Source organism: Streptomyces sp. BF23-19, assembly GCF_041106355.1.
Classification (GTDB): domain Bacteria; phylum Actinomycetota; class Actinomycetes; order Streptomycetales; family Streptomycetaceae; genus Streptomyces; species Streptomyces virginiae_A.
Genome location: NZ_JBGBPT010000026.1, coordinates 39,704 through 59,435, shown reverse-complemented (window position 1 = coordinate 59,435; position 19,732 = coordinate 39,704). Strand labels below are relative to the sequence as shown.

At 71.7% G+C, this 19,732-nt stretch carries 15 protein-coding genes; 9 read left to right on the top strand and 6 right to left on the bottom strand.

The window, feature by feature from the left end; translation table 11 throughout:
* Positions 1–86 precede the first annotated feature (86 nt).
* Positions 87–809, bottom strand: a complete 723-nt coding sequence (locus tag AB8A24_RS17055) for a class III extradiol dioxygenase subunit B-like domain-containing protein (protein ID WP_369476414.1) — start codon at positions 807–809, stop codon at positions 87–89.
* A 76-nt stretch (positions 810–885) separates the two neighbouring features.
* A complete protein-coding gene (miaB, locus tag AB8A24_RS17050) occupies positions 886–2,409 on the bottom strand; it encodes a tRNA (N6-isopentenyl adenosine(37)-C2)-methylthiotransferase MiaB (protein WP_328961382.1) in 1,524 nt (507 codons plus the stop codon).
* A 314-nt stretch (positions 2,410–2,723) separates the two neighbouring features.
* On the opposite strand from miaB, the gene AB8A24_RS17045 reads away from it, so the two are divergent.
* Positions 2,724–3,719: a TAXI family TRAP transporter solute-binding subunit gene (locus tag AB8A24_RS17045; RefSeq protein ID WP_328961383.1), complete on the top strand. Its 996-nt coding sequence runs from the start codon at positions 2,724–2,726 to the stop codon at positions 3,717–3,719.
* Between the two features lie 35 nt (positions 3,720–3,754).
* On the opposite strand, the gene AB8A24_RS17040 is transcribed toward AB8A24_RS17045, so the two are convergent.
* Both AB8A24_RS17040 and AB8A24_RS17035 read right to left on the bottom strand, forming a co-directional pair.
* Positions 3,755–4,813, bottom strand: a complete 1,059-nt coding sequence (locus AB8A24_RS17040) for an ROK family protein (RefSeq protein WP_328965827.1) — start codon at positions 4,811–4,813, stop codon at positions 3,755–3,757.
* A 33-nt stretch (positions 4,814–4,846) separates the two neighbouring features.
* A complete protein-coding gene (locus AB8A24_RS17035; RefSeq protein WP_369476411.1) occupies positions 4,847–5,983 on the bottom strand; it encodes a LacI family DNA-binding transcriptional regulator in 1,137 nt (378 codons plus the stop codon).
* A gap of 458 nt (positions 5,984–6,441) precedes the next feature.
* On the opposite strand from AB8A24_RS17035, the gene AB8A24_RS17030 reads away from it, so the two are divergent.
* On the top strand, positions 6,442–7,719 hold the full coding sequence (locus AB8A24_RS17030; protein ID WP_328961385.1) for a glycosyl hydrolase: 1,278 nt from the start codon (positions 6,442–6,444) through the stop codon (positions 7,717–7,719).
* Positions 7,720–7,781: 62 nt separating this feature from the next.
* A complete protein-coding gene (locus tag AB8A24_RS17025) occupies positions 7,782–9,986 on the top strand; it encodes an endo-beta-N-acetylglucosaminidase (protein WP_369476409.1) in 2,205 nt (734 codons plus the stop codon).
* Positions 9,987–10,027: 41 nt separating this feature from the next.
* Here the strand turns inward: AB8A24_RS17025 and AB8A24_RS17020 are convergent, their stop codons facing one another.
* Together AB8A24_RS17020 and AB8A24_RS17015 are read right to left on the bottom strand one after the other, a co-directional pair.
* On the bottom strand, positions 10,028–11,440 hold the full coding sequence (locus AB8A24_RS17020; protein WP_328961387.1) for a HAMP domain-containing sensor histidine kinase: 1,413 nt from the start codon (positions 11,438–11,440) through the stop codon (positions 10,028–10,030).
* A 12-nt stretch (positions 11,441–11,452) separates the two neighbouring features.
* Positions 11,453–12,169, bottom strand: a complete 717-nt coding sequence (locus tag AB8A24_RS17015) for a response regulator transcription factor (RefSeq protein ID WP_328961388.1) — start codon at positions 12,167–12,169, stop codon at positions 11,453–11,455.
* Between the two features lie 299 nt (positions 12,170–12,468).
* Between AB8A24_RS17015 and AB8A24_RS17010 the strand changes: the two genes are divergently transcribed.
* The 6 genes from AB8A24_RS17010 (at position 12,469) to AB8A24_RS16985 (ending at position 19,657) form a co-directional block, all read left to right on the top strand.
* Positions 12,469–13,254: an amino acid ABC transporter ATP-binding protein gene (locus tag AB8A24_RS17010; RefSeq protein WP_033217393.1), complete on the top strand. Its 786-nt coding sequence runs from the start codon at positions 12,469–12,471 to the stop codon at positions 13,252–13,254.
* 117 nt (positions 13,255–13,371) lie between these two features.
* On the top strand, positions 13,372–14,223 hold the full coding sequence (locus AB8A24_RS17005; RefSeq protein WP_369476406.1) for a glutamate ABC transporter substrate-binding protein: 852 nt from the start codon (positions 13,372–13,374) through the stop codon (positions 14,221–14,223).
* An 83-nt stretch (positions 14,224–14,306) separates the two neighbouring features.
* Positions 14,307–14,981, top strand: a complete 675-nt coding sequence (locus AB8A24_RS17000) for an amino acid ABC transporter permease (protein WP_369476404.1) — start codon at positions 14,307–14,309, stop codon at positions 14,979–14,981.
* Entirely contained in the window at positions 14,978–15,874 is an 897-nt protein-coding gene (locus AB8A24_RS16995; RefSeq protein WP_369476402.1) for an amino acid ABC transporter permease, read from the top strand. The genes AB8A24_RS17000 and AB8A24_RS16995 overlap by 4 nt, the downstream gene beginning before the upstream one ends.
* Positions 15,875–17,936: 2,062 nt before the next feature.
* Entirely contained in the window at positions 17,937–19,538 is a 1,602-nt protein-coding gene (locus AB8A24_RS16990; RefSeq protein ID WP_328961393.1) for an FAD-dependent monooxygenase, read from the top strand.
* Positions 19,539–19,570: 32 nt separating this feature from the next.
* Complete coding sequence (locus AB8A24_RS16985; protein WP_311318651.1) at positions 19,571–19,657, top strand: putative leader peptide; 87 nt, start codon at positions 19,571–19,573, stop codon at positions 19,655–19,657.
* Positions 19,658–19,732: the final 75 nt, after the last annotated feature.

Genomic DNA, 19,732 nt, shown 5'->3' with positions numbered 1-19,732 from the left:
TTTCGCCGTTCCCTGGGCCCTACGGCCACTCTCTCGGCCCCGCGGGCCCTGTCGGCGTGGTCTGTGCCCAGGTGGTCGCCGGGCGGCTACGACCAGGCGGCGACGAAGTACCCCACGCCGTAGGGCGCGTCCTCGTACAGCAGGCGCCCTTCCAGTTCCGCGCCCTCGGCGGCGCCGGCCAGCACCTGCCAGGGGGCCCGTCCGGCGGCCTGGAGCTCCGCCGCGAGAACGGCGTCGATCCCGGCCAGCGCGGCCACGTCGGCGGCGCCCAGCGCGCGAGCCGCGGCCGCGTCGAAGGCCGCGGCGCGCTCGTCGAGGTAACCGGGGGCCTTGAGGGTGCGGCAGGCGCTGCCGTCCCCGAGGACCAGCATGGCCACCCGTTCGGCGGAACCACCCAGATCCGCGCCGAGGAGGCCGCAGCCGCTCGGGGCGAGGTCCGCGGCGACGCCCGCTCCGGCGACCGGGGCGGCCGCCCAGCGGGCCTGCCCGAGCAGCCAGCCGGCCACCGCGAGGGACGTCGGGAGGGTGACCCCGGTGGCGTGGCCGCTCGGCGGTTCGCCCAGGTCGGGGCCCAGGGTGACGGTCAGGTCCACGCCGAACCCGGCGAAGCTGCCGGGGGTGCCCTGGTCGTAGGGGCCGCCCTCGGCGGCGGCGCCGACCACGACCAGCAGGTCGGGCCGGGACGCGGCGAGCACCGCCAGCGCGTCGGAGCAGGCGGTGCGGGCGTCGCCGAGTTCGGCGGCGGCCCCCGCGGCGACCTCCGGCACGAGCAGCGGCGGGGCGGGACAGACGGCGGCGGCTACGAGCATGATCCGCAGCCTAGCCGGACACGCCGACGGTGCGGGAGGCGCGTCACCGTGCCTCCCGCACCCCTCGGACCGTGCTTCAGGAGGAGGCGGGCACCGCGCAGCCGGACGTGACGGCCGGCAGGGGCGCCGGGACGCCCAGCGTCGGGATGCCGAGCATGACGCCCGCCGGCTGGGCTGGGGCGGCGTTGCGCTTCTCCCAGGCGTCGCCGGCGCGCGTCCGGCGCACGGTCGTCGTCGGGCCCTCGGCCAGCAGGTGGTGCGGAGCCGCGTAGGTGATGTCCACGGTGACCACGTCACCCGGGCGGACCTCCGCCCCCGGCTTCGTGAAGTGGACCAGGCGGTTGTCGGGCGCGCGGCCGGAGAGGCGGTGCGTGGCGCCGTCCTTGCGGCCCTCGCCCTCCGCGACCATGACCTCCAGCGTGCGGCCGACCTGCTTCTTGTTCTCGTCCCAGGAGATCTCCTCCTGCAGGGCGACCAGGCGCATGTACCGCTCCTGGACGACCTCCTTGGGGATCTGCCCCTCCATGTCGGCCGCCGGGGTCCCGGGGCGCTTGGAGTACTGGAAGGTGAACGCGTTCGCGAAGCGGGCCTCGCGCACCGCGTGCATCGTCTGCTGGAAGTCCTCCTCCGTCTCACCGGGGAAGCCCACGATGATGTCGGTGGAGATCGCCGCGTGCGGGATGGCGGCGCGGACCTTCTCGATGATGCCGAGGAAGCGCTCCTGGCGGTACGAGCGGCGCATCGCCTTCAGGATCGTGTCCGATCCGGACTGCATCGGCATGTGCAGTTGCGGCATCACGTTCGGGGTCTCCGCCATCGCCGCGATCACGTCGTCCGTGAAGTCGCGCGGGTGCGGGGAGGTGAAGCGGACCCGCTCCAGGCCCTCGATCTGGCCGCAGGCGCGCAGCAGCTTGCTGAAGGCCTCGCGGTCACCCAGGTCCGAGCCGTACGCGTTCACGTTCTGGCCGAGCAGGGTGATCTCCGAGACACCCTCGGCGACGAGGGCCTCCACCTCGGCGAGGATGTCGCCGGGCCGGCGGTCCTCCTCCTTGCCGCGCAGGGCCGGGACGATGCAGAAGGTGCAGGTGTTGTTGCAGCCGACGGAGATCGAGACCCAGGCGGCGTACGCGGACTCGCGGCGGGTCGGGAGCGTGGAGGGGAAGGCCTCCAGCGACTCGGCGATCTCGACCTGTGCCTCTTCCTGGATGCGGGCGCGCTCCAGCAGCACGGGGAGCTTGCCGATGTTGTGCGTGCCGAAGACGACGTCGACCCAGGGGGCCCGCTTGACGATCGTGTCGCGGTCCTTCTGCGCGAGGCAGCCGCCGACGGCGATCTGCATGCCGGGGCGCTTGGTCTTCATCGGGGCCAGCCGGCCGAGGTTGCCGTACAGCTTGTTGTCGGCGTTCTCGCGGACCGCGCAGGTGTTGAAGACCACGACGTCGGCGTCGCCGTCGGCGCCCTCGGGCGCCCGGACGTAGCCGGCGTCCTCCAGCAGACCGGAGAGCCGCTCCGAGTCGTGCACGTTCATCTGGCACCCGTAGGTGCGCACCTCGTAGCTTCGCTTCACGTCCACTGCCTGGCTCCGGTCGCTGCTGGTCATGCAACAAGGGTAGGCGGTACCCGGTGGCCCTCCGGTCCCCCGTTCGGCCGACCCGGGGGAAGGCGGCAGCCGAGGAGGACGAGCAGCAGGTCCTGGCCGCCACCGGCCTTGGCGCCGGCGGCGGACCGTGCGCGCCGCGGACCGTGCGCGCCGCGGATCACCGCGCCGGGGCCGACCGGCCGGGGCGCACCGGCCTGGCGCACGGACGGACCGCCCGGGCCGGCCGCGCGCACACCGCTGGGAAGGCTCCGCGCGCAGGCCCCCGGAAGACCCGCGCCGTGACAGGACGGCGGACGGGTGGCAGGATCGCGGCCATGCCTCTCGTACCGCCCCGGATCAGCAGGCGCCACGCCCTGCGGGTCCTGGTGGCCGTACTCGCCGTGCTCGGAGTCCTGACGTGGTGGCTGAAGCCCTTCGGGCACCCGGAACTGCAGGGCGAGCTGACCTTCAGCACGGGCGCGCGGGCAGGGGTCTACCACCGGTACGGGGAGCTGCTGGAGCAGGCCCTCAAGCGGGACATGCCCGGCGTCGACGTGCGGCTGGAGACCAGCGAGGGCTCGCAGGAGAACCTGAAGCGGCTGGCCACCGGCCAGGCGGACTTCACGGTGGCGACGGCGGACGCGGTCGCCAAGTACCAGCTCGACAAGAGGGCCGGCGCGGACCGACTGCGCGGGGTCGCGCGGCTCTACGACGACTACGTGCAGCTGGTGGTCCCGGCCGACTCCCCGGTGCAGTCGGCCCGTGACCTGCGCGGCAAGCGGGTGGCGATCGGTCAGCCGGGGTCCGGGGTGCGGCTGGTCTCGGAGCGGCTGCTGAGGGCGGCCAAGATCGACCCGGTGCTGGACATCACGTCGGTGTCCATCGGCATCGACAGCATGCCGAGCGAGCTGGAGGCAGGCCGGATCGACGCGTTCTTCTGGTCCGGCGGCCTGCCGACGAACGCCGTGCGGGAGCTGTCGGAGCGCTTCGACATCCGGCTCGTGCAACTCGGCGACCTGGTGGAACAGCTCCAGGAGAGCGGCTCCCCGGCGCGTTACTACCGGTCGGCCGTGATGCCGCAGGACACCTACGCGCGGGCGCGCAACACCAGCGCCGTGTCGACCCTGGCCGTGCCGAACCTGCTGGTGACCATGGCGGGGACCGACCCCCAGCTCACCGAGCAGTTGACGCGGACGGTGATCCTCAGCCGCGACCTCGTCGGACGTCAGGTGCACGCGGCGCAGCTCGTGGACCTACGGACGGCGATCTACACCGACCCGGTGGACCTGCACGAGGGCGCACGCCGCTACTACCGGTCCGTCAAGCCCTGACCTCGAGAACCTGGGGGTCCCGAGGACCTTCAGGTTCACGACGCGGACGGCTGTGGCGACGGCGAAGGCAGCAGCATGCTCGCCGCCGCGGCCGCGCCGATCAGTCCCGCATGGGTGCCCAGCATCGCCGGCACCACCTGGATGTCCTTGACGAACGAGAGCGTGGCGTAGGCCGCGAGGTGGCTGCGGATCGGGGCGAAGAGGGTGTCGCCGGCGGCGGCCACTCCGCCGCCGATGACCGCGATGTCCGTCTCCACCAGGGTCGCGGTGGCCGCGATGGCGGCGGCCAGGGCGCGGCCCGCCCGGTCGAAGGCGGCCAGGGCGATCGGGTCACCCTCGGCGGCGGCGACGGCCACCCCGGCCGCCGTGGCATCACGCCCGCCGCTCGCGCCGCCCGCGCCGTTCCCGCCTCCGCCGCCGGCCGCGGTGCCCGACGGGGTCCAACCCTGGTCCCGGGCCCAGCGGGCGATCGCCGTACCGGAGGCGATCGACTCGACGCACCCGTGGCCGCCGCAGGCGCACGGTTCGCCGTCGAAGGCCACGCTGATGTGACCGATGTGTCCCGCGTTGCCCGTGGGGCCGGGGTGGAGCTGGTTGTTCAGGATCAGGCCGCCGCCCACGCCGGTGGAGACCACCATGCACAGCGCGTTCGCGTGGCCCCGGGCCGCGCCCAGCCAGTGCTCGGCGGCGGTCATCGCCACCCCGTCACCGGCCAGCACGGTCGGCAGGTCGGCCCCGCGCGCCGCGAGTTCCGCCACGACCCGTTCCTGGACCGGGAAATCCCGCCAGGCTCCGATGTTGACCGGGCTGACGGTGCCCCGGGAGGTGTCCACCGGCCCGGCGCTGCCGATCCCGCAGCGCTGGGCCGAGGCCCACAGCGGCGACGCGGAGAGGTCGGCGACGACCTCGGCGACCGCCGCCATGACACCGTCGGCGTCCGCCCCGCGCGGGGTCGGGCGGCGGGTGGTGGCCGTCATCGTGCCGTCGGGGTGCACCAGCGCACCGGCGATCTTCGTGCCGCCGATGTCGATCGCCACGGTCGGCCCGTAGGCCTCCGCGGCTGCCCGCGGTGCGGAGAACGGGGCGCTGGGAATGATCACGGTGGCGGCTCCAGGAAGGTTTCAGGGTTAAGTATGCGCCGAGGGTGGCGCCGTGCTCTCGCGAGGCTCCAGACGGGGCCGCTCGCTGATCCGCACCCCGGGCGGGTCGCCCGCGAGGACGGCCAGGAGTTCCTCGGCGGCCAGCCGGCCGAAGCCGGCGGTGTCCCGTACGAGAGCGGTGAGCCGGGGATGGGTGACCCGGCAGAGCGCGGAGTCGTCCCAGGCGACGATCGACAGCCTGCCCGGGACGGGGATGCCCAGCTCGGCGGCGACCGCGCTCCCGGCCACGGCCATCACGTCGTTGTCGTAGACGAGGGCCGTGGGCGGCTCCGGCTCGGCGAGGACCCGCCGGGTGGCCGCCGCGCCCTCGGCGTCGGAGTAGTCGGTGAGCACCGAGCGCACCTGGTCCGGGCCGAGCCCGCGACGCCCGGCCTCGGTGCGCAGGGACTCCATCCGGCGGACGGTGTGGGCGAGGCCGGGGAGCCCGGCGACATGCACGATCCGACGGTGGCCGAGCCCGTAAAGGTGCTCCAGGACCTGGGCCATGGCGCCGGCGTCGTCGGCCCGGACCGAGGACAGGACGGAGGACAGGACCGCGGGCCGGGCCGCGGACGGCACCGCGGGCGTGGCCGCGGCCGGTACCGCGGGCGTGGCCGCGGCCGGATCGGTCCCGCCCCCACCCTCACCCTCCTGGGGCAGGGCCTCGCCGATGGTGACCGCGGGCAGCGCCAGTGCCTCCAGGAGCGCCGGTCGCGGGTCGCTCGTCCGCGGGTCGACGACGAGGACGCCGTCGACCCGGCGCTCGGCCCACCAGCGGCGGTAGACCGCGCATTCGGCGTCGATGTCCTCGACGACCTGGAACAGCAGGGCGGTCCGGGCGGCGGAGAGGACCTCCTGGATGCCGGAGACGAGCTGGAGGAAGAAGGACTCGACGCCGAGCGTGTGGGCGGGCCGGGCGAGGACCAGGCCGACGGCTCCGGAGCGTTCGCCGGACAGGGCACGGGCCGCGCTGTTGGGCTGCCAGCCGAGTTCCTCGGCGACGCGGCGGATCCGGGCCCGGGTGTCCTGCGAGACGCCCGGCCGACCGTTGAGCGCGAAGGAGACGGCGCTCTCCGAGACGCCGGCCTGCCGGGCGATGTCCTTGATCGTGGGTCTGCGGGCCATGGACTGCCTCATTCGTCCTTCGGGTGCGGTCACGCGTGGCGGAATACGGATGGCGATGGCCGGACCGTACGCGATCCTGCCCTGACAGGACGCTTTTATGACGATCCACGGTCCGCCGCGCCTCCGGAGCTGCGCGCGCCGCCGACCCGGCCGGCTGCCGGTGGTGTCCGCGCGCGGGACGCGCGGGCGTCGGAGCGGCGATCGACGTGACCGAAATATCACTGTCCATTTCCGCCCACACCCTCACCCCACCCCTCACCATCAGGCAGAACTAAAGCGCATTAGTTCCCTCAGGGTCTTCGGCACACAACCCTTGTGTCAACTGGGCTGAAGCGCATAAGTACACAGCCGTGGGGCGATCGGTCGCCCTGTTGACTTTCCTCATCCGCACCGGCAGGTTGTGGCGCATCCGGTGAATTCGTCGAGTACTCGCGTACTCCAGAACTCCAGGACGCCCCGTGCCCGATGACGCGCTCCGCTTCGGCGCCAACTACACGCCGTCCCAAGGTTGGTTCCACCACTGGCTGGACTTCGATCTCGACGAGGTGCGGGCCGACCTCGACTCGATCGCGGCGCTCGGCCTGGACCACATCCGCGTCTTCCCGCTGTGGCCGGTCTTCCAGCCGAACCGGACGCTGATCCGGCCGCGCGCGGTCGAGCAGCTCGTCGCCCTCGCCGACGCGGCCGCCGAGCGCGGGCTCGACGTCAATGTGGACGGCCTGCAGGGGCACTTGTCGAGCTTCGACTTCCTGCCCGCCTGGACCCGGACCTGGCACCGGCGCAGCATCTTCACCGACCCGGACGTGGTCGCCGGGCAGGAGGAGTACCTGCGCACGCTGGCCGCCGCCCTCGCCGAACGGCCGAACTTCCTGGGCATGACGGTCGGCAACGAGATCAACCAGTTCTCCGGCGCCCCGCACCCCGACCCGGACCGGATCACCCCGGACCAGGCCGCCCGCTGGCTGGAGCGGATGCTCGCCGCCTGCGAGGAGGGCGCCCCGGGGCGGCTGCACCTGCACGCCGAGTACGACGCCGCCTGGTACCAGGACGGGCACCCCTTCACCGCGGCCCAGGCGGCCCGGCTGGGCGGGGTCACCGCCGTGCACTCCTGGGTGTTCAACGGCACCGCGCAGCGCCACGGCCGGAGCGGGACGGCGACCGAGCAGCATGCCGCGTACCTGATCGAGCTCTCCAAGGCCTGGGCGCTGGACCCGCACCGCCCGGTGTGGCTCCAGGAGGTCGGCGCCCCGGCGCCGCTGATCCCGCCCGAGCACGCGGCGCGGTTCACCGAGGCCACCGTCGCGAACGCCCTGGACTGTCCGGACCTGTGGGGCGTGACCTGGTGGTGCTCGCACGACGTGTCCCGCGAGCTCGTGGACTTCCCGGAGTTGGAGTACGGCCTCGGCCTGCTCACCAACGACCGACGGACCAAACCGGCCGGCGCCGCCATCGCCCGGATCACCGCGCGGTGGCGGGGCCGTGCGCACCGCCCGGCCCCGCGGTCCACCGCGCTCGTCGTCGACATCGGCGAGGACGGGGGCGAGGTCGTCGGTGGGGCGGCGCGGGCTCCGGGGCGCTCGGTGTGCGCCCCGGGCGGGGCCTTCTTCGAGGCGTGGGCCTCGCTCACGGCCCAGGGGGTGCGCCCCGCGGTGGTCCTCGCGGAGCGCGCCTCGGATCCCGCGCATCTGGCCGCGCGCGGCATCACCGAGGTCCTGCGCGTCCACGACGTGACGTGACCTGACCTGATGCAGCCGCCCCACCCCGCCCCGCCCCCCGATCCACTCGTGAGGAGCCCCGCATGCCCGAGACCGACAACGGCGTCGATCCGCGTACGCCGCCCGCCGCGACACGTCCGAACCGGCGCAGGGTGCTGGCCACCGGGGCCGGGGCGGCCGTGCTGCTGGGCCTGGCGGGCCGCGCCCGGGCCGCCGCCGCGCCCGCGCCCTTATCGGTGGGAACGTCCGCCCTCGCAGCACCCGCCCAGGCCCCGGCCCCGGTCTCGGCCCAGGCCCCGGCCCCGGCCCCGGCCCCGGCCGATCTGGCCCCGTACGCCTCGTACTGGTTCCCGGACTCCCTCCCGTCGGGTACCCCCGGCCCCGGGATCGTGTGGCGCTCGCTCAGCCGGTGGACCCCCGAGAGCGACCCCGATCTGGCCCACAACACCTCGACCGTGCCCCTGGCGCAGCGGTTCACCCCGGTCCCGGCGAACCGGACCGCCCGCGCCGGCCAGGCCCGTATCGCCTCCCTGGTCTCCTTCGGGCCCACCGCCGGGAACCCGTCCCAGGGCTCCCCGACCGCCGACCACTACGCGCTCACGCACTGGGCGTACATCGACGAGCTGGTCTTCTGGGGCGGGTCCGCCGGCGAGGGCATCGTGCTCGCGCCCAACGCGCCCGTGGTCGACGCCGCCCACCGCAACGGGGTCCGGGTGCTGGGCAACGTGTTCCTGCCGCCCGTCGCCTACGGCGGCGACCTCCGGTGGACCCGCGACCTGGTGCGGCGGGATGCCCTCGGCCGCTTCCCGATCGCCGACAAGCTCGTCCAGGTCGCGCGGACCTACGGCTTCGACGGCTGGTTCGTGAACGCCGAGACCGACGGCGGGGACAGCGCGCTCGCCACCCGGATGCGGGAGTTCCTGCGCGCCCTGCGGGCTGGCGGCGAGCCCCACGGCCTGCGCATCACCTGGTACGACGCCATGAACAGCACCGGCCGGGTGGGCTGGCAGGGCGCCCTCAACGCGCTCAACCAGGAGTTCTTCGAGGACCGGGCCGGGAAGGTCGCGGACACGATGTTCGTGGACTTCCGCTGGACCCCGCAGACCCTGGCGGCCTCGGGCGCGCTCGCCGACCGTCTCGGCCGCTCCCGCCACGAGCTGTGGGCCGCCGTGGACACCGAGTCCCGCGGCTGGGACTCCGTCGTGGACTGGGACGCGATCGTCCCGCGCGAGCGCGATCACGTCGTCGGCTACGGCTTCTATCGCCCCGAGTGGACCCGCAACCACCTCACCGACCGCTCCCCCGGGGCCTTCCACCGCGCCGACGACCGGTTCTGGACGGGCGAGTCCCTGGATCCGTCCCGGCCCGCACCCGCGCCCGATTCCGGCTGGCGGGCTCCCGCCACGGTCGTCGCCGACCGGTCCACCGTCACCGGGCTCCCCTTCGCCTGCTCCTTCAACACCGGGCACGGGCTGCGCTGGTACGACGGCGGCAGGGTCGTCTCGGACCTGCCCTGGAACCACCTCGGGCTCCAGGACCGGCTCCCGGGCCGCCGCTGGGCGGTGGACACCGCCGGGGCGCGCCCCTCGGTCACCCTGGACTTCGCGGACGCCTGGCGCGGCGGCTCCAGCCTGCTGGTGGAGGGTGTCCCGACCGCGCCGGTGATCATCGGGTTGCATGCGACACGACTGCCGTTGACCCGCGGGGCGGTGCTGGAACTGGTGCACGCCACCGGGTCGTCGGAGCCGGTCACGGTGGAGGTCGGCGTGGCCGTCCGCGAGCCGTCCGGCCCCGCCGAGCCGGTCCCGTACACGTGGATGCCGGCCCGGACCCGGGACAGCGGGCAGGGCTGGCGCACGACCCGGGCCGGGCTCGCGGCACTGGCGGGCAGGACCGCGTACGGCCTTGCGGTACGGATCACCGCGCCCGGGAGGAAGCCGGTGGTGTGGCGGATCGGCGCCCTGTCGGTGCACGACGAGACCCGCACCCGGCGCCCGGCCCCGCCCACGGCTCCGGTCGTGGACGCCTCGGCCCGACAGGACGGCCGGGCCTGGCTGCGCCTGTCCTGGCGGGCGGCGGCCGGTCCCGACGGGCGGCCACGCCACTACGAGGTGTGGCGGGTCCTCCCGGACGGCACCCGGCGCTTCCTCGGGGGCACCTGCGGCACCGCCCTGTACCTGCCCGCCGTCCCGCGCGCCGGGCGGGAGCGGGCGGCGGCCTTCGAGGTCCGGGCCGTCGACGAGCTGTACGCGGTGTCGGAGGCGGCCCGCACCACCCTCGTCTGGTAGCCGGCGCCTCCGGACCGGGCGGCGGAGGCCCAGCCTCAGGCTCAGGCGCCCTGGGGGTCGGTGCGCGGGACGGCCACCGTCACCCGCAGCCCGTGCGGCGGGTTCTTCTCGTAGGAGAGGGACCCGCCGCCGGCGGCGAGCAGGGCCCGGGAGATCGACAGGCCGAGCCCGGATCCCTTGATGTTCTGGTGGCGGCCGCTGCGCCAGAACCGGTCGCCGACGCGGAGCAACTCGTCCTCGGTGAGGCCGGGGCCGCGGTCGGCGACGACCACGAGGACGGAACGCCCCGCCGTGGAGACGGACACGTCGACCTCCTCACCCGTGGGGGTGAATTTGAGGGCGTTGTCGATGACGGCGTCGAGGGCGCTGGACAGGGCGATGGGGTCGGCCCAGCCGGTGATGGCGGTCCGGCCCGTCTCGGTGATCCGTACGCCCTTCTCCTCGGCGTACGGGCGCCACGCGGCGACCCGCTCGGCCGCCAGGGCGCCGATGTCGGTGAGGCTGATCTCGGCGGAGGCGTGCTCGGCCAGCGCCAGGTCCAACAGGTCGTCCAGGACCTGGGTCAGGCGCTTGCCCTCCGTGCGCACGGAGGCGATCTCCTCGTTGCCCTCGGGGAGTTCGAGGGCGAGCAGCTCGATCCGCAGGAGCAGCGCCGCGAGCGGGTTGCGCAGCTGGTGGGAGGCGTCGGCGACGAACGCCCGCTGCTGTTCCAGGACCTCTTCGACGTTGTCGGCCATCTCGTTGAACGAGCGGGCCAGGCGTTGGAGTTCCGGGGGCCCGCCGGCGGCCGCGACGCGCGAGTTCATCCGTCCGGTGGCGATGCCGTGGGCGGCCGCGTCCAGGGTCTGCACGGGCTTGAGCACCCAGCTGGTGAGCCTGAGGGCGGCGCCGAAGGCGACCAGCATGGCTGCGGCGAGGCCGCCCGCGATCAGCAGCCAGCCCCTCAGGACCCGGCCGCGCATCTCGTCGGTCGGTGATTCGGTGGCGACGACCGCGACCACGTCGCCGTCGAGGACGACCGGGGAGACGACGAGCAGTTTGCCGTCGGTCTGCCAGGGCCACACCTGCGGCGGATCGTGGCTGCGCCGGCCGGCCAGCGCGTCCAGCAGGGCCTTGCGGCCCTCCCGGGATTGCGGGAGGGTCCACCAGCTCGGGGATCGGACGAGGGCGTTGTCGTCGCGGAAGAAGATGCCGGCGCGGATTCCGTACAGGGTCTGGTAGCGGGCGAGTTCCTTGCCCAGGGTCTCGCGGCGCTCGGCGGCGCCGGTGGATCCGGAGCCCTCGGCGTCGATGACGAACTGCGCGAGGGCGGCGAAGCGGGCGCTGTCGTCGATCCGGTCGACCACCACCCGCTGCTGCTGCCCGGCGGCCAGGCTCACGGCGAGCGGGAAGCCGAGGGCGAGCAGCGTGCCCGCCATCAGGATGATGAGCAGGGGGAGCAGACGGGCACGCACGGCAGAGGGCCCCTAGGGAGCCGCCGGGGTGACGAGCCGGTAGCCCACCCCTCGGACGGTCTCGATGAGGGCGGGCATGCGCAGCTTGGAGCGCAGCGAGGCGACGTGGACCTCCAGGGTGCGCCCGGTCCCCTCCCAGCTGGTGCGCCACACCTCGCTGATGATCTGCTCGCGGCGGAAGACGACGCCGGGCCGCTGCGCGAGCAGGGCCAGCAGGTCGAACTCCTTGCGGGTGAGGGGTACGTCGGCGCCGTCCACGCTGACCCGGCGGTTGGGCAGCTCGATGCTGACGGAGCCGAGGCGGACCGTGGTGGGCGTGCCGGAGCCGGGGGCGGCGGCCTCGTCGGCGGCGCCGGTGCGCCGGGCGACGGCGTGGATACGGGCGAGGAGCTCGCCGGTGTCGTAGGGCTTGACCACGTAGTCGTCGGCGCCCATGTTCAGGCCGTGGATGCGGGAGCGTACGTCGGCCCGCGCCGTCACCATGATCACGGGCGTGGCGGTGCGCTTGCGGATCTTGCCGCACACCTCGTAGCCGTCCTGGTCGGGCAGACCGAGGTCGAGCAGGATCACGCCGTAGGGCTGGGGGCCGGTCGGCACGCCGGCGGGCAGGAGCGCTTGCAGGGCCTCTTCACCGTTGCGGGCGTGGGTGACCTGGAAGCCGTGGCGGGCGAGGATCGCGGACAGGGCCGCCGCGACGTGATCGTCGTCCTCGACGAGCAGCAGTCTCATGCCGTCCCCCTCTCCTCTTCTCCCACTCGGACTTCACCACGCATGGTCACACGTGAGGCCGCACAGAGGGCCACCATGCATCCACGCCGATGCGGAGTCCCACGTCAAGGGGGGCCCGCCCCGGCGCGCCTTCCGTTATGCACCCGGTACGCGGACATGATCGACCACGCGGGCACCGCGCACGGAGCGTATCCGGAAGAGGCCGGATCGTTATCCTCAATTCTCCCTCAGATGTGATGACGTTGTGCGCGTCACGTCACTACTGTCCTCCCAACCGAGGAGGACGGAGCAAGAAGCCGATGAGCGGAGTATCAGTGACCAAGGACGTGCAGGACGCGGCCGGTGCCGCAGACGACCTGGTCGTACTGAGCAACGTCAACAAGCACTTCGGCGCGCTGCACGTGCTTCAGGACATCGATCTGAGCATTGCCCGCGGTGAGGTAGTCGTGGTGATCGGTCCCTCGGGATCGGGCAAGTCCACGCTGTGCCGGACCATCAACCGCCTGGAGACCATCGACTCGGGCACCATCACGCTCGACGGCAAGGAACTGCCCTCCGAGGGCAAGGAACTGGCCCGGCTGCGCGCCGACGTCGGCATGGTCTTCCAGTCGTTCAACCTCTTCGCGCACAAGACGGTGCTGCAGAACGTCATGCTGGGCCAGCTCAAGGTCCGCAAGACCGACCAGGCCGCGGCCCACGCGAAGGCGCTGTCCCTGCTGGAGCGGGTGGGTGTCGGCTCGCAGGCCGACAAGTACCCGGCGCAGCTCTCCGGTGGTCAGCAGCAGCGTGTGGCCATCGCCCGGGCGCTGGCCATGGAGCCGAAGGTGATGCTCTTCGACGAGCCGACCTCGGCCCTGGACCCGGAGATGATCAACGAGGTGCTGGAGGTCATGCAGCAGCTCGCCCGCGAGGGGATGACCATGGTGGTCGTCACGCACGAGATGGGCTTCGCCCGCTCGGCGGCCAACCGGGTCGTCTTCATGGCCGACGGCAAGATCGTCGAAGAGGCCACCCCCGAGCAGTTCTTCAGCAACCCGCGCAGTGACCGCGCCAAGGACTTCCTGTCGAAGATCCTGCATCACTGAGGTTCACGTCTGGTAGTCATCCGTATGCGGATCACCGCCGGATCGTTCCTGTCGGCCGCGCGTGCGCCGTAAGCGTCGCTCGTCGTTCAACAACGTCTCATCCGAGGGAAGTTCACCATGAAGATCTCCAAGGCCGCTGCGGCCGCGGCCGTCGCCGTCGCCCTTGCCCTGACCGCGACCGCCTGTGGCGGCAGCAAGCAGGACGCCGCCAGTGACGGCGGTGCGTCCGGTGGCGCGAAGGACAAGATCGTCGTCGGCATCAAGTACGACCAGCCCGGTCTGGGCCTCAAGACCCCGGACGGCAAGTACGCGGGCTTCGACGTCGACGTCGCGACCTACGTCGCCAAGGAGCTCGGCTACCAGCCCGACCAGATCGAGTTCAAGCAGGCCGTCAGCGCCGAGCGCGAGAACCTGATCGCGAACGGCGACGTGAAGTTCGTCGTCGCGACCTACTCGATCAACGACAAGCGCAAGGAGAAGGTCGACTTCGCCGGCCCCTACTTCCTCGCGCACCAGGACCTGCTGGTCCGCGCCGACGACACGAGCATCACCAAGGTCGAGGACCTGAACAAGAAGAAGCTCTGCTCGGTCACCGGCTCCACCTCGGCGCAGAACATCAAGAAGACACTCGCCCCCGAGGCCGACCTGCAGGAATACCCGGGCTACTCCGACTGCCTCACCGGCCTGGAGAACAAGGCCGTCGACGCCCTGACCACGGACAACTCCATCCTGGCCGGCTACGCCGCGCAGGAGAAGAACAAGGGCAAGTTCAAGCTCGTCGGCCTGAGCATGAGCAACGAGAACTACGGCATCGGTCTGAAGAAGGGCGACAAGGAGCTCCAGACCAAGATCAACGCCGCGCTCAAGAAGATGGTCGAGGACGGCAGCTGGCAGAAGGCCGTGGACGCGAACCTCGGTCCGGCCAACTTCAAGAGCGAGCCTGCCCCGCAGATCACCGAAGGCAGCTGATTCATCGGTGAGGGGCGTCGCCGCCCGCCTGCCGCGGGCGGCGGCGCACCTCACCGGCCATCCTGGGGAGAGCGCAGGGCATCGTGTTCGATTTTCTTGATTCCGGGCAGTACGACGTGCTCGGAGCCTTCTGGGTGACGGTTCAGCTCACCCTTTACTCGGCGGTCGGATCCTTGATCTGGGGCACCGTCCTGGCCGGGATGCGGGTCAGTCCGGTCCCGCTGCTGCGGGGCTTCGGCACCGCGTACGTCCACCTGGTACGCAACACTCCGCTGACCGTACTGATCCTCGGCTGCTCGCTGGGCCTGTACCAGACGCTCGGCATCAACCTGGGCGGCGACACGTCCAAGGAGACGGGCTTCCGGCTCGCGGTCCTCGGACTGATCGCCTATACCGGCACCTTCGTCTGCGAGGCCCTACGCTCCGGCATCAACACCGTGCCCGTGGGCCAGGCCGAGGCGGCCCGCGCACTTGGGCTGAGCTTCTTCCAGGGACTCCGCCTGATCGTGCTCCCCCAGGCCTTCCGGGCGGTCGTCGCTCCGCTCACCAACGTGCTGATCGCTCTCACCAAGAACACCACGGTGGCGGCGACCATCGGCGTGGCCGAAGCGGCCCTGCTGATGAAGGAAATGATCGAGAACGAGGCGGACGCGCTCTTCGCCGTCTTCGGGGTCTTCGCCCTCGGCTTCGTCCTCCTGACCCTGCCCACCGGTCTGCTGCTGGGCTGGGTTGCCAAGCGAGTGGCGGTGAAGCGATGACCTCCGTGCTGTACGACGCCCCGGGCCCCAAGGCCAAGGCGCGCAACTGGATCTACAGCGGCATCTTCGTCGTGTTGTTCGGGCTCGCCCTGTGGTGGGTGCTGTCCCTCATGGGCGAGAAAAACCAGCTCGAAGCCGATAAGTGGACCCCCTTCGTCACCGACAGCCAGGTCTGGACCACCTTCCTGATCCCCGGCCTGCTGGAGACCCTCAAGGCCGGCGCGCTCGCCATGGTGATCGCCCTCCCGCTGGGCGCACTGCTGGGCATCGGCCGGCTGTCGGACCACGCGTGGGTGCGGGGGCCGGTCGCCGCGTGGGTTGAATTCTTCCGTGCCATCCCGGTACTGATGCTGATGCTGTTCGGCAACGCGCTGATGGCACCGCAGTTCTTGGACGTTCCCTCCGACACCCGGCCCTTCTGGGCCGTGGTCACGGGCCTGGCTCTCTACAACTCGGCCGTAATCGGCGAGATCGTCCGGGCGGGCGTGCTCTCCCTGCCCAGGGGCCAGACCGACGCGGCCAAGGCGATCGGCATGCGCAAGGGCCAGACCATGGTCCACGTGCTGATCCCGCAGGCCGTCACGGCGATGCTGCCGGCCCTGGTCAGCCAGCTCGTGGTGATCCTCAAGGACACAGCCCTCGGCGGCGCCCTGCTCGGCCTCGCCGAGCTGATGTCGACGTACCGGCAGATCTCGGCCAACTACAGCAACACCATCGCCACCCTCCTCGTGATCGCACTGATCTACATCGTCGTGAACTTCGCCCTCACCACCTTCGCCTCCCAGCTGGAAGGCCGGCTGCGGAAGTCGAAGAAGAGCACCGGCGCCGTCGTCGAGGGCGACGTGGCCGAGGTTGACGCGGGCGGCGCGGCCGGCGTGGGCAAGGCCCCCTGATACGGAGGGCGAGCGCGGCCGGAACTGCCGCGTTGCGCAGAGGCGACACGCCGGGGCACTAGGTCGCTGGCACTCGGTCAGTACACAGGCATGGCACATGTGGTGCGGCGGATCTCATCCGCCGCACCACATGGCGTTGTGCCGACCGGGGTCACGCTGTCGGACATCTGGACAGCCGGGGCCGCACCCCAGGAGGGATATGCATGGTGTCGAACGCACCGACCCAGAACACTCGCCGCCCGGCGGGAGCAGCGGCAAGCTGCTTGATGACCATGCCTTCAGGTAGCTCCTGATGCGAACCATCGGGATCGAGGGCCGCCACCACTGCCCCGACCCGTCATGCTCGCACGGCCCAGCAGGCCCAATTCCGTTTTGGCAGCGGACCGTCCGTGTACTCCTGCGGCCTGCTGATTCCCAACAGCACCAACATCATCACTGCGACTGCAGTGGTCGGCCGACCCGCTGCACCGTTGGCCCGGAGGGACGGCCAGGCCGTCTGTGTCCCAGGCCCCCGGCAGCAGTGCTCCGATCGAGCCGCAGGCTCCTTCGTGACACGTACGTCGACGCCTCAGATCGTGAACAGTGCGAGGGAAGCCACGCCGCATGCGCCGGACCACGTCGGCCGTTCACACCGTGGGACGCTACGCGAACACAGGAGACCGTGGGGTTGTCGTCCTGCTAGTAGGACCTTGTCCAGACGGAGCCGGTCTTGACAGAGGTGTTCGGCGGGCAGAAAGCGAAGGAGTACCCGCTGGTGGACCAATCCGCCGCATCGTGCTCGACGAGGCCCTTACCATCCCAACGCTCACACGTAATGGTCGCCTTGAAGCGTCCGCCATTGGGATGTTCGCATGTTGCCATCCAGCCGCCACCCGGAGTCCGGAGGCTACTACAGCCTTCCGGCCAGCCCATGGGAGCCGCGGTCGCCGTGCCTTGAAGTCCGAGAACAGCCATCGCCGCGCCGGCGAGCAGCGCCGTGTAAACCTTCTTCATTTTCGTTGACCCTTTCGTGATCGATCTGGACGTTCTCAGGTGTTATTCCTCGGGGACGACATGAGTCCCGCAGAAATGGCACGATAGGATCCCTGGCAGTAAGCATAGGAAAACCCGACCTGCCTCCAATCACCGTAGAACTGCTCCACCTCTCCGGTATCGGTGCTCTTGCAGTTGGCGACAGCCTGATAGGAGCCGCCATTAGCGTTCTTACACCTGGCGACCGCCCCCCAATCCCCATCAGGCTTCTCCGCAAGGCAACCAGTGGGGTGTGCCGTGGTGCCAGACTCGGAAGCCGATGCGGTTGCCCCGCCGCCGAGCGATAAGAGACCAGCCAGCACGACTCCAAGCGCCGGAGCGGCAACGATCCGCCGAATGCGAATGCTCTTCAACAAATTCCTTCATCCTTCACCCTGAGCGACAAACGCTCAATATGTCATTCCGACAGGACAGCAGGGGGCCTGACGTTTTCTAAGCCTTCGACTCCCCCTACATGCGGTGGACACTTCCCCCCGCATGACCACGACAATTCCACGCCCACCGGAGCAGGGCAAGCGAGATAACCACCTTCTGAGGGTTACTTGAGACTCACGCCACCCAGGGTGAACGAAATAAGGAGGCAAAACGCAGCATAACCACCCCATGCAAATAAATGAAAGGATTAATTCCGGCCGAAATGGCCTGATCTCGAGATAGGGAATTCGAGCCACATTGAGACCGAAATGCTTAACACGGGAATTCGAGCCTCTCGATGACTGAAATCAATCGAGCCGCATACTGTGGCCACGCTCGCCCCGGCGGCAATCCGGCACCCGGTGCGCCTGCCGGCACCTCACCGACATGCGGATCACGGGGAGGGCGCATCCAGTGGCGGCAACCCGAGCGATGCGGAGCAGCCGGCCTGCCGGTAGCCAGGCGGTCCGCGTGAGTGCGCATCTGCGCGGAGCAACGCCCTTTTCGGAATTAATGCTTCCAGTTATCGCTGTGCCGACCAGGGTCACTTGACGCGGGCACCTACAGTGGGTTGCATACGTTCTGTGATCACATACCGGACATCGGGAGCCGCGCCATGGACCCGGTGATCGTCGTCGGCGCGGGCCCCGTCGGGCTGTCCCTCGCGCTCGCCCTCGCGGGTGCGGGCGTGCCTTCCGTCGTGCTCGACGAAGGGCCCGGCAAGGAGGAGGTCCGCCCGGCCCGTACCGTCGTGCTGCACGCCGAAACGGCGGCCATGGCGCACCGGCTGGGCTGCACGACCCTGCGCGACGAAGGGGCGTACTTCGCCGCCTGGCGCACCATGCGCCGGAGCCGGCCCGACCGGCGGATCACCTTCGAGGACCACCCGGCCCCGCTGCACGTGCCGCAGCACGCGCTGACGCGCGGACTGCGCGACGCCGCCGCGGCCCACCCGCTCGTCCAACTGATCACCGACAGCAAAGTGGACTCCCTGGAGCAGGACGGACGGGGCGTCACCGCGCACACCCGGGGCGCCGAGACCACCTGGTGGCGCGGGAGTTACCTGGTCGGCTGCGACGGCGCCCGCTCCACCGTGCGCAAGCTCCTCGGCATCCGCTTCCCCGGCCGCACCGCCGTGGAGCGGCACGCCGTGGCCGCGCTGCGCACCGAACTGCCCTGGCCCGGCGAGGCCTTGTTGCACCGGAGCCCGCCGCAGGAGGTCACCTCCCGGCCACTGCCCGACGGAGTCTGGCGGCTGGACTGGTTGCTCCCGCCCCGCGGGGAGCTCGTGACTCCCGACGCGCTGGTGACCCTGATCCGCGACACCCTCGCGGTGTGGTGCGGCGGCACAACGCCCCCGTACGACCTCATCGACACCGGGGTCCACACCCTGCACCACCGGCTTGCCCGGCGCTGGCGCGACGGGCGCGCCTTCCTCGCCGGAGACGCCGCCCACCTGCTGGGCGCGCTCGGTACCCAGGGCGTGGAGGAGGGGCTCCGGGACGCCGAGAACCTGGCGTGGAAGCTCTCGCTGGCCTGGCACCAGGGGGCCTCCGAGGCCCTGCTCGACAGCTACGAGGGCGAGCGGCGCACCGCGGTCGCCTCCCGGCTGCGCGCGGCCGACCAGGCGATGCCTTCGCTGCGGGCCGGGGGCGGCCTGCGCACCTACCTCCCCGGAGCCGCGCGCAGCGCCGAATCCCTGCTCACCGACGGCCACCTGGGGCGCGGGCCGCTGGGCGCGGAGCCCACGTACGCCCCGCCGGTCGCCGTCCGGGAGGTGCCGACGGCCACGGAGCCGGGCGGCCCGGTGGCGAACGTACCGGTGACCGCGCCCGACGGGGCGACCGTGCCCCTGCGGGACCTGCTCGGGCAGGGTCGGCTGCTGGTGGTCCTGGTGGCCCCCGGCACCGGGGTCTGGGACCGGCGCCACTGGCTCGGCGCCGGGCTGATGCCCCGCCTCGCGGCGGCGGTGAGCGCCCTCCCGGTCCGCACCGACCTGCTGGTCGCGGACAGCTACCCGGGGGCCCCGGCGCACACCGTGCTGCTGGTGCGGCCGGACGGGCACCTGGCGGCGACCTTCGCGGGGGTCCGCCCGGCGGAGCTGTACGAGGCGGCGGACACGGTCCGGGCGGGCGCGCCCGCGTCCCGGGTGCCGACGCCCTCCACGGCGAGCCCGGCCGCCAAGCCGACACCGACACCGACCGTGGTGATCGATTGACCGTCTCCGGGACTCCGTGGTTCACTCGCGGAATGACCGGCAACGACGTACGCCTGTGGCGGAGGGTCCATATGGACCTGCTCCGCTACGCGGGCTGCGTGTGTCGCCCTTCCTGCTGATTCGCCCTTCCCTCCGCGCGCCCCGTGCCGTCCACCGGCCTGCGCGCACCTCCGCGAACCCAGGAACGGTCCCCC

What these genes read in the sequence shown, in the direction of transcription:
- AB8A24_RS17055 (WP_369476414.1), bottom strand. Translation starts at nt 809, where the DNA reads ATGCTCGTAGCCGCCGCCGTCTGTCCCGCCCCGCCGCTGCTCGTGCCG.
- miaB (WP_328961382.1), bottom strand. Translation starts at nt 2,409, where the DNA reads ATGACCAGCAGCGACCGGAGCCAGGCAGTGGACGTGAAGCGAAGCTAC.
- AB8A24_RS17045 (WP_328961383.1), top strand. Translation starts at nt 2,724, where the DNA reads ATGCCTCTCGTACCGCCCCGGATCAGCAGGCGCCACGCCCTGCGGGTC.
- AB8A24_RS17035 (WP_369476411.1), bottom strand. Translation starts at nt 5,983, where the DNA reads ATGGCCCGCAGACCCACGATCAAGGACATCGCCCGGCAGGCCGGCGTC.
- AB8A24_RS17025 (WP_369476409.1), top strand. Translation starts at nt 7,782, where the DNA reads ATGCCCGAGACCGACAACGGCGTCGATCCGCGTACGCCGCCCGCCGCG.
- AB8A24_RS17015 (WP_328961388.1), bottom strand. Translation starts at nt 12,169, where the DNA reads ATGAGACTGCTGCTCGTCGAGGACGACGATCACGTCGCGGCGGCCCTG.
- AB8A24_RS17010 (WP_033217393.1), top strand. Translation starts at nt 12,469, where the DNA reads ATGAGCGGAGTATCAGTGACCAAGGACGTGCAGGACGCGGCCGGTGCC.
- AB8A24_RS17005 (WP_369476406.1), top strand. Translation starts at nt 13,372, where the DNA reads ATGAAGATCTCCAAGGCCGCTGCGGCCGCGGCCGTCGCCGTCGCCCTT.
- AB8A24_RS16995 (WP_369476402.1), top strand. Translation starts at nt 14,978, where the DNA reads ATGACCTCCGTGCTGTACGACGCCCCGGGCCCCAAGGCCAAGGCGCGC.
- AB8A24_RS16990 (WP_328961393.1), top strand. Translation starts at nt 17,937, where the DNA reads ATGGACCCGGTGATCGTCGTCGGCGCGGGCCCCGTCGGGCTGTCCCTC.
- AB8A24_RS16985 (WP_311318651.1), top strand. Translation starts at nt 19,571, where the DNA reads ATGACCGGCAACGACGTACGCCTGTGGCGGAGGGTCCATATGGACCTG.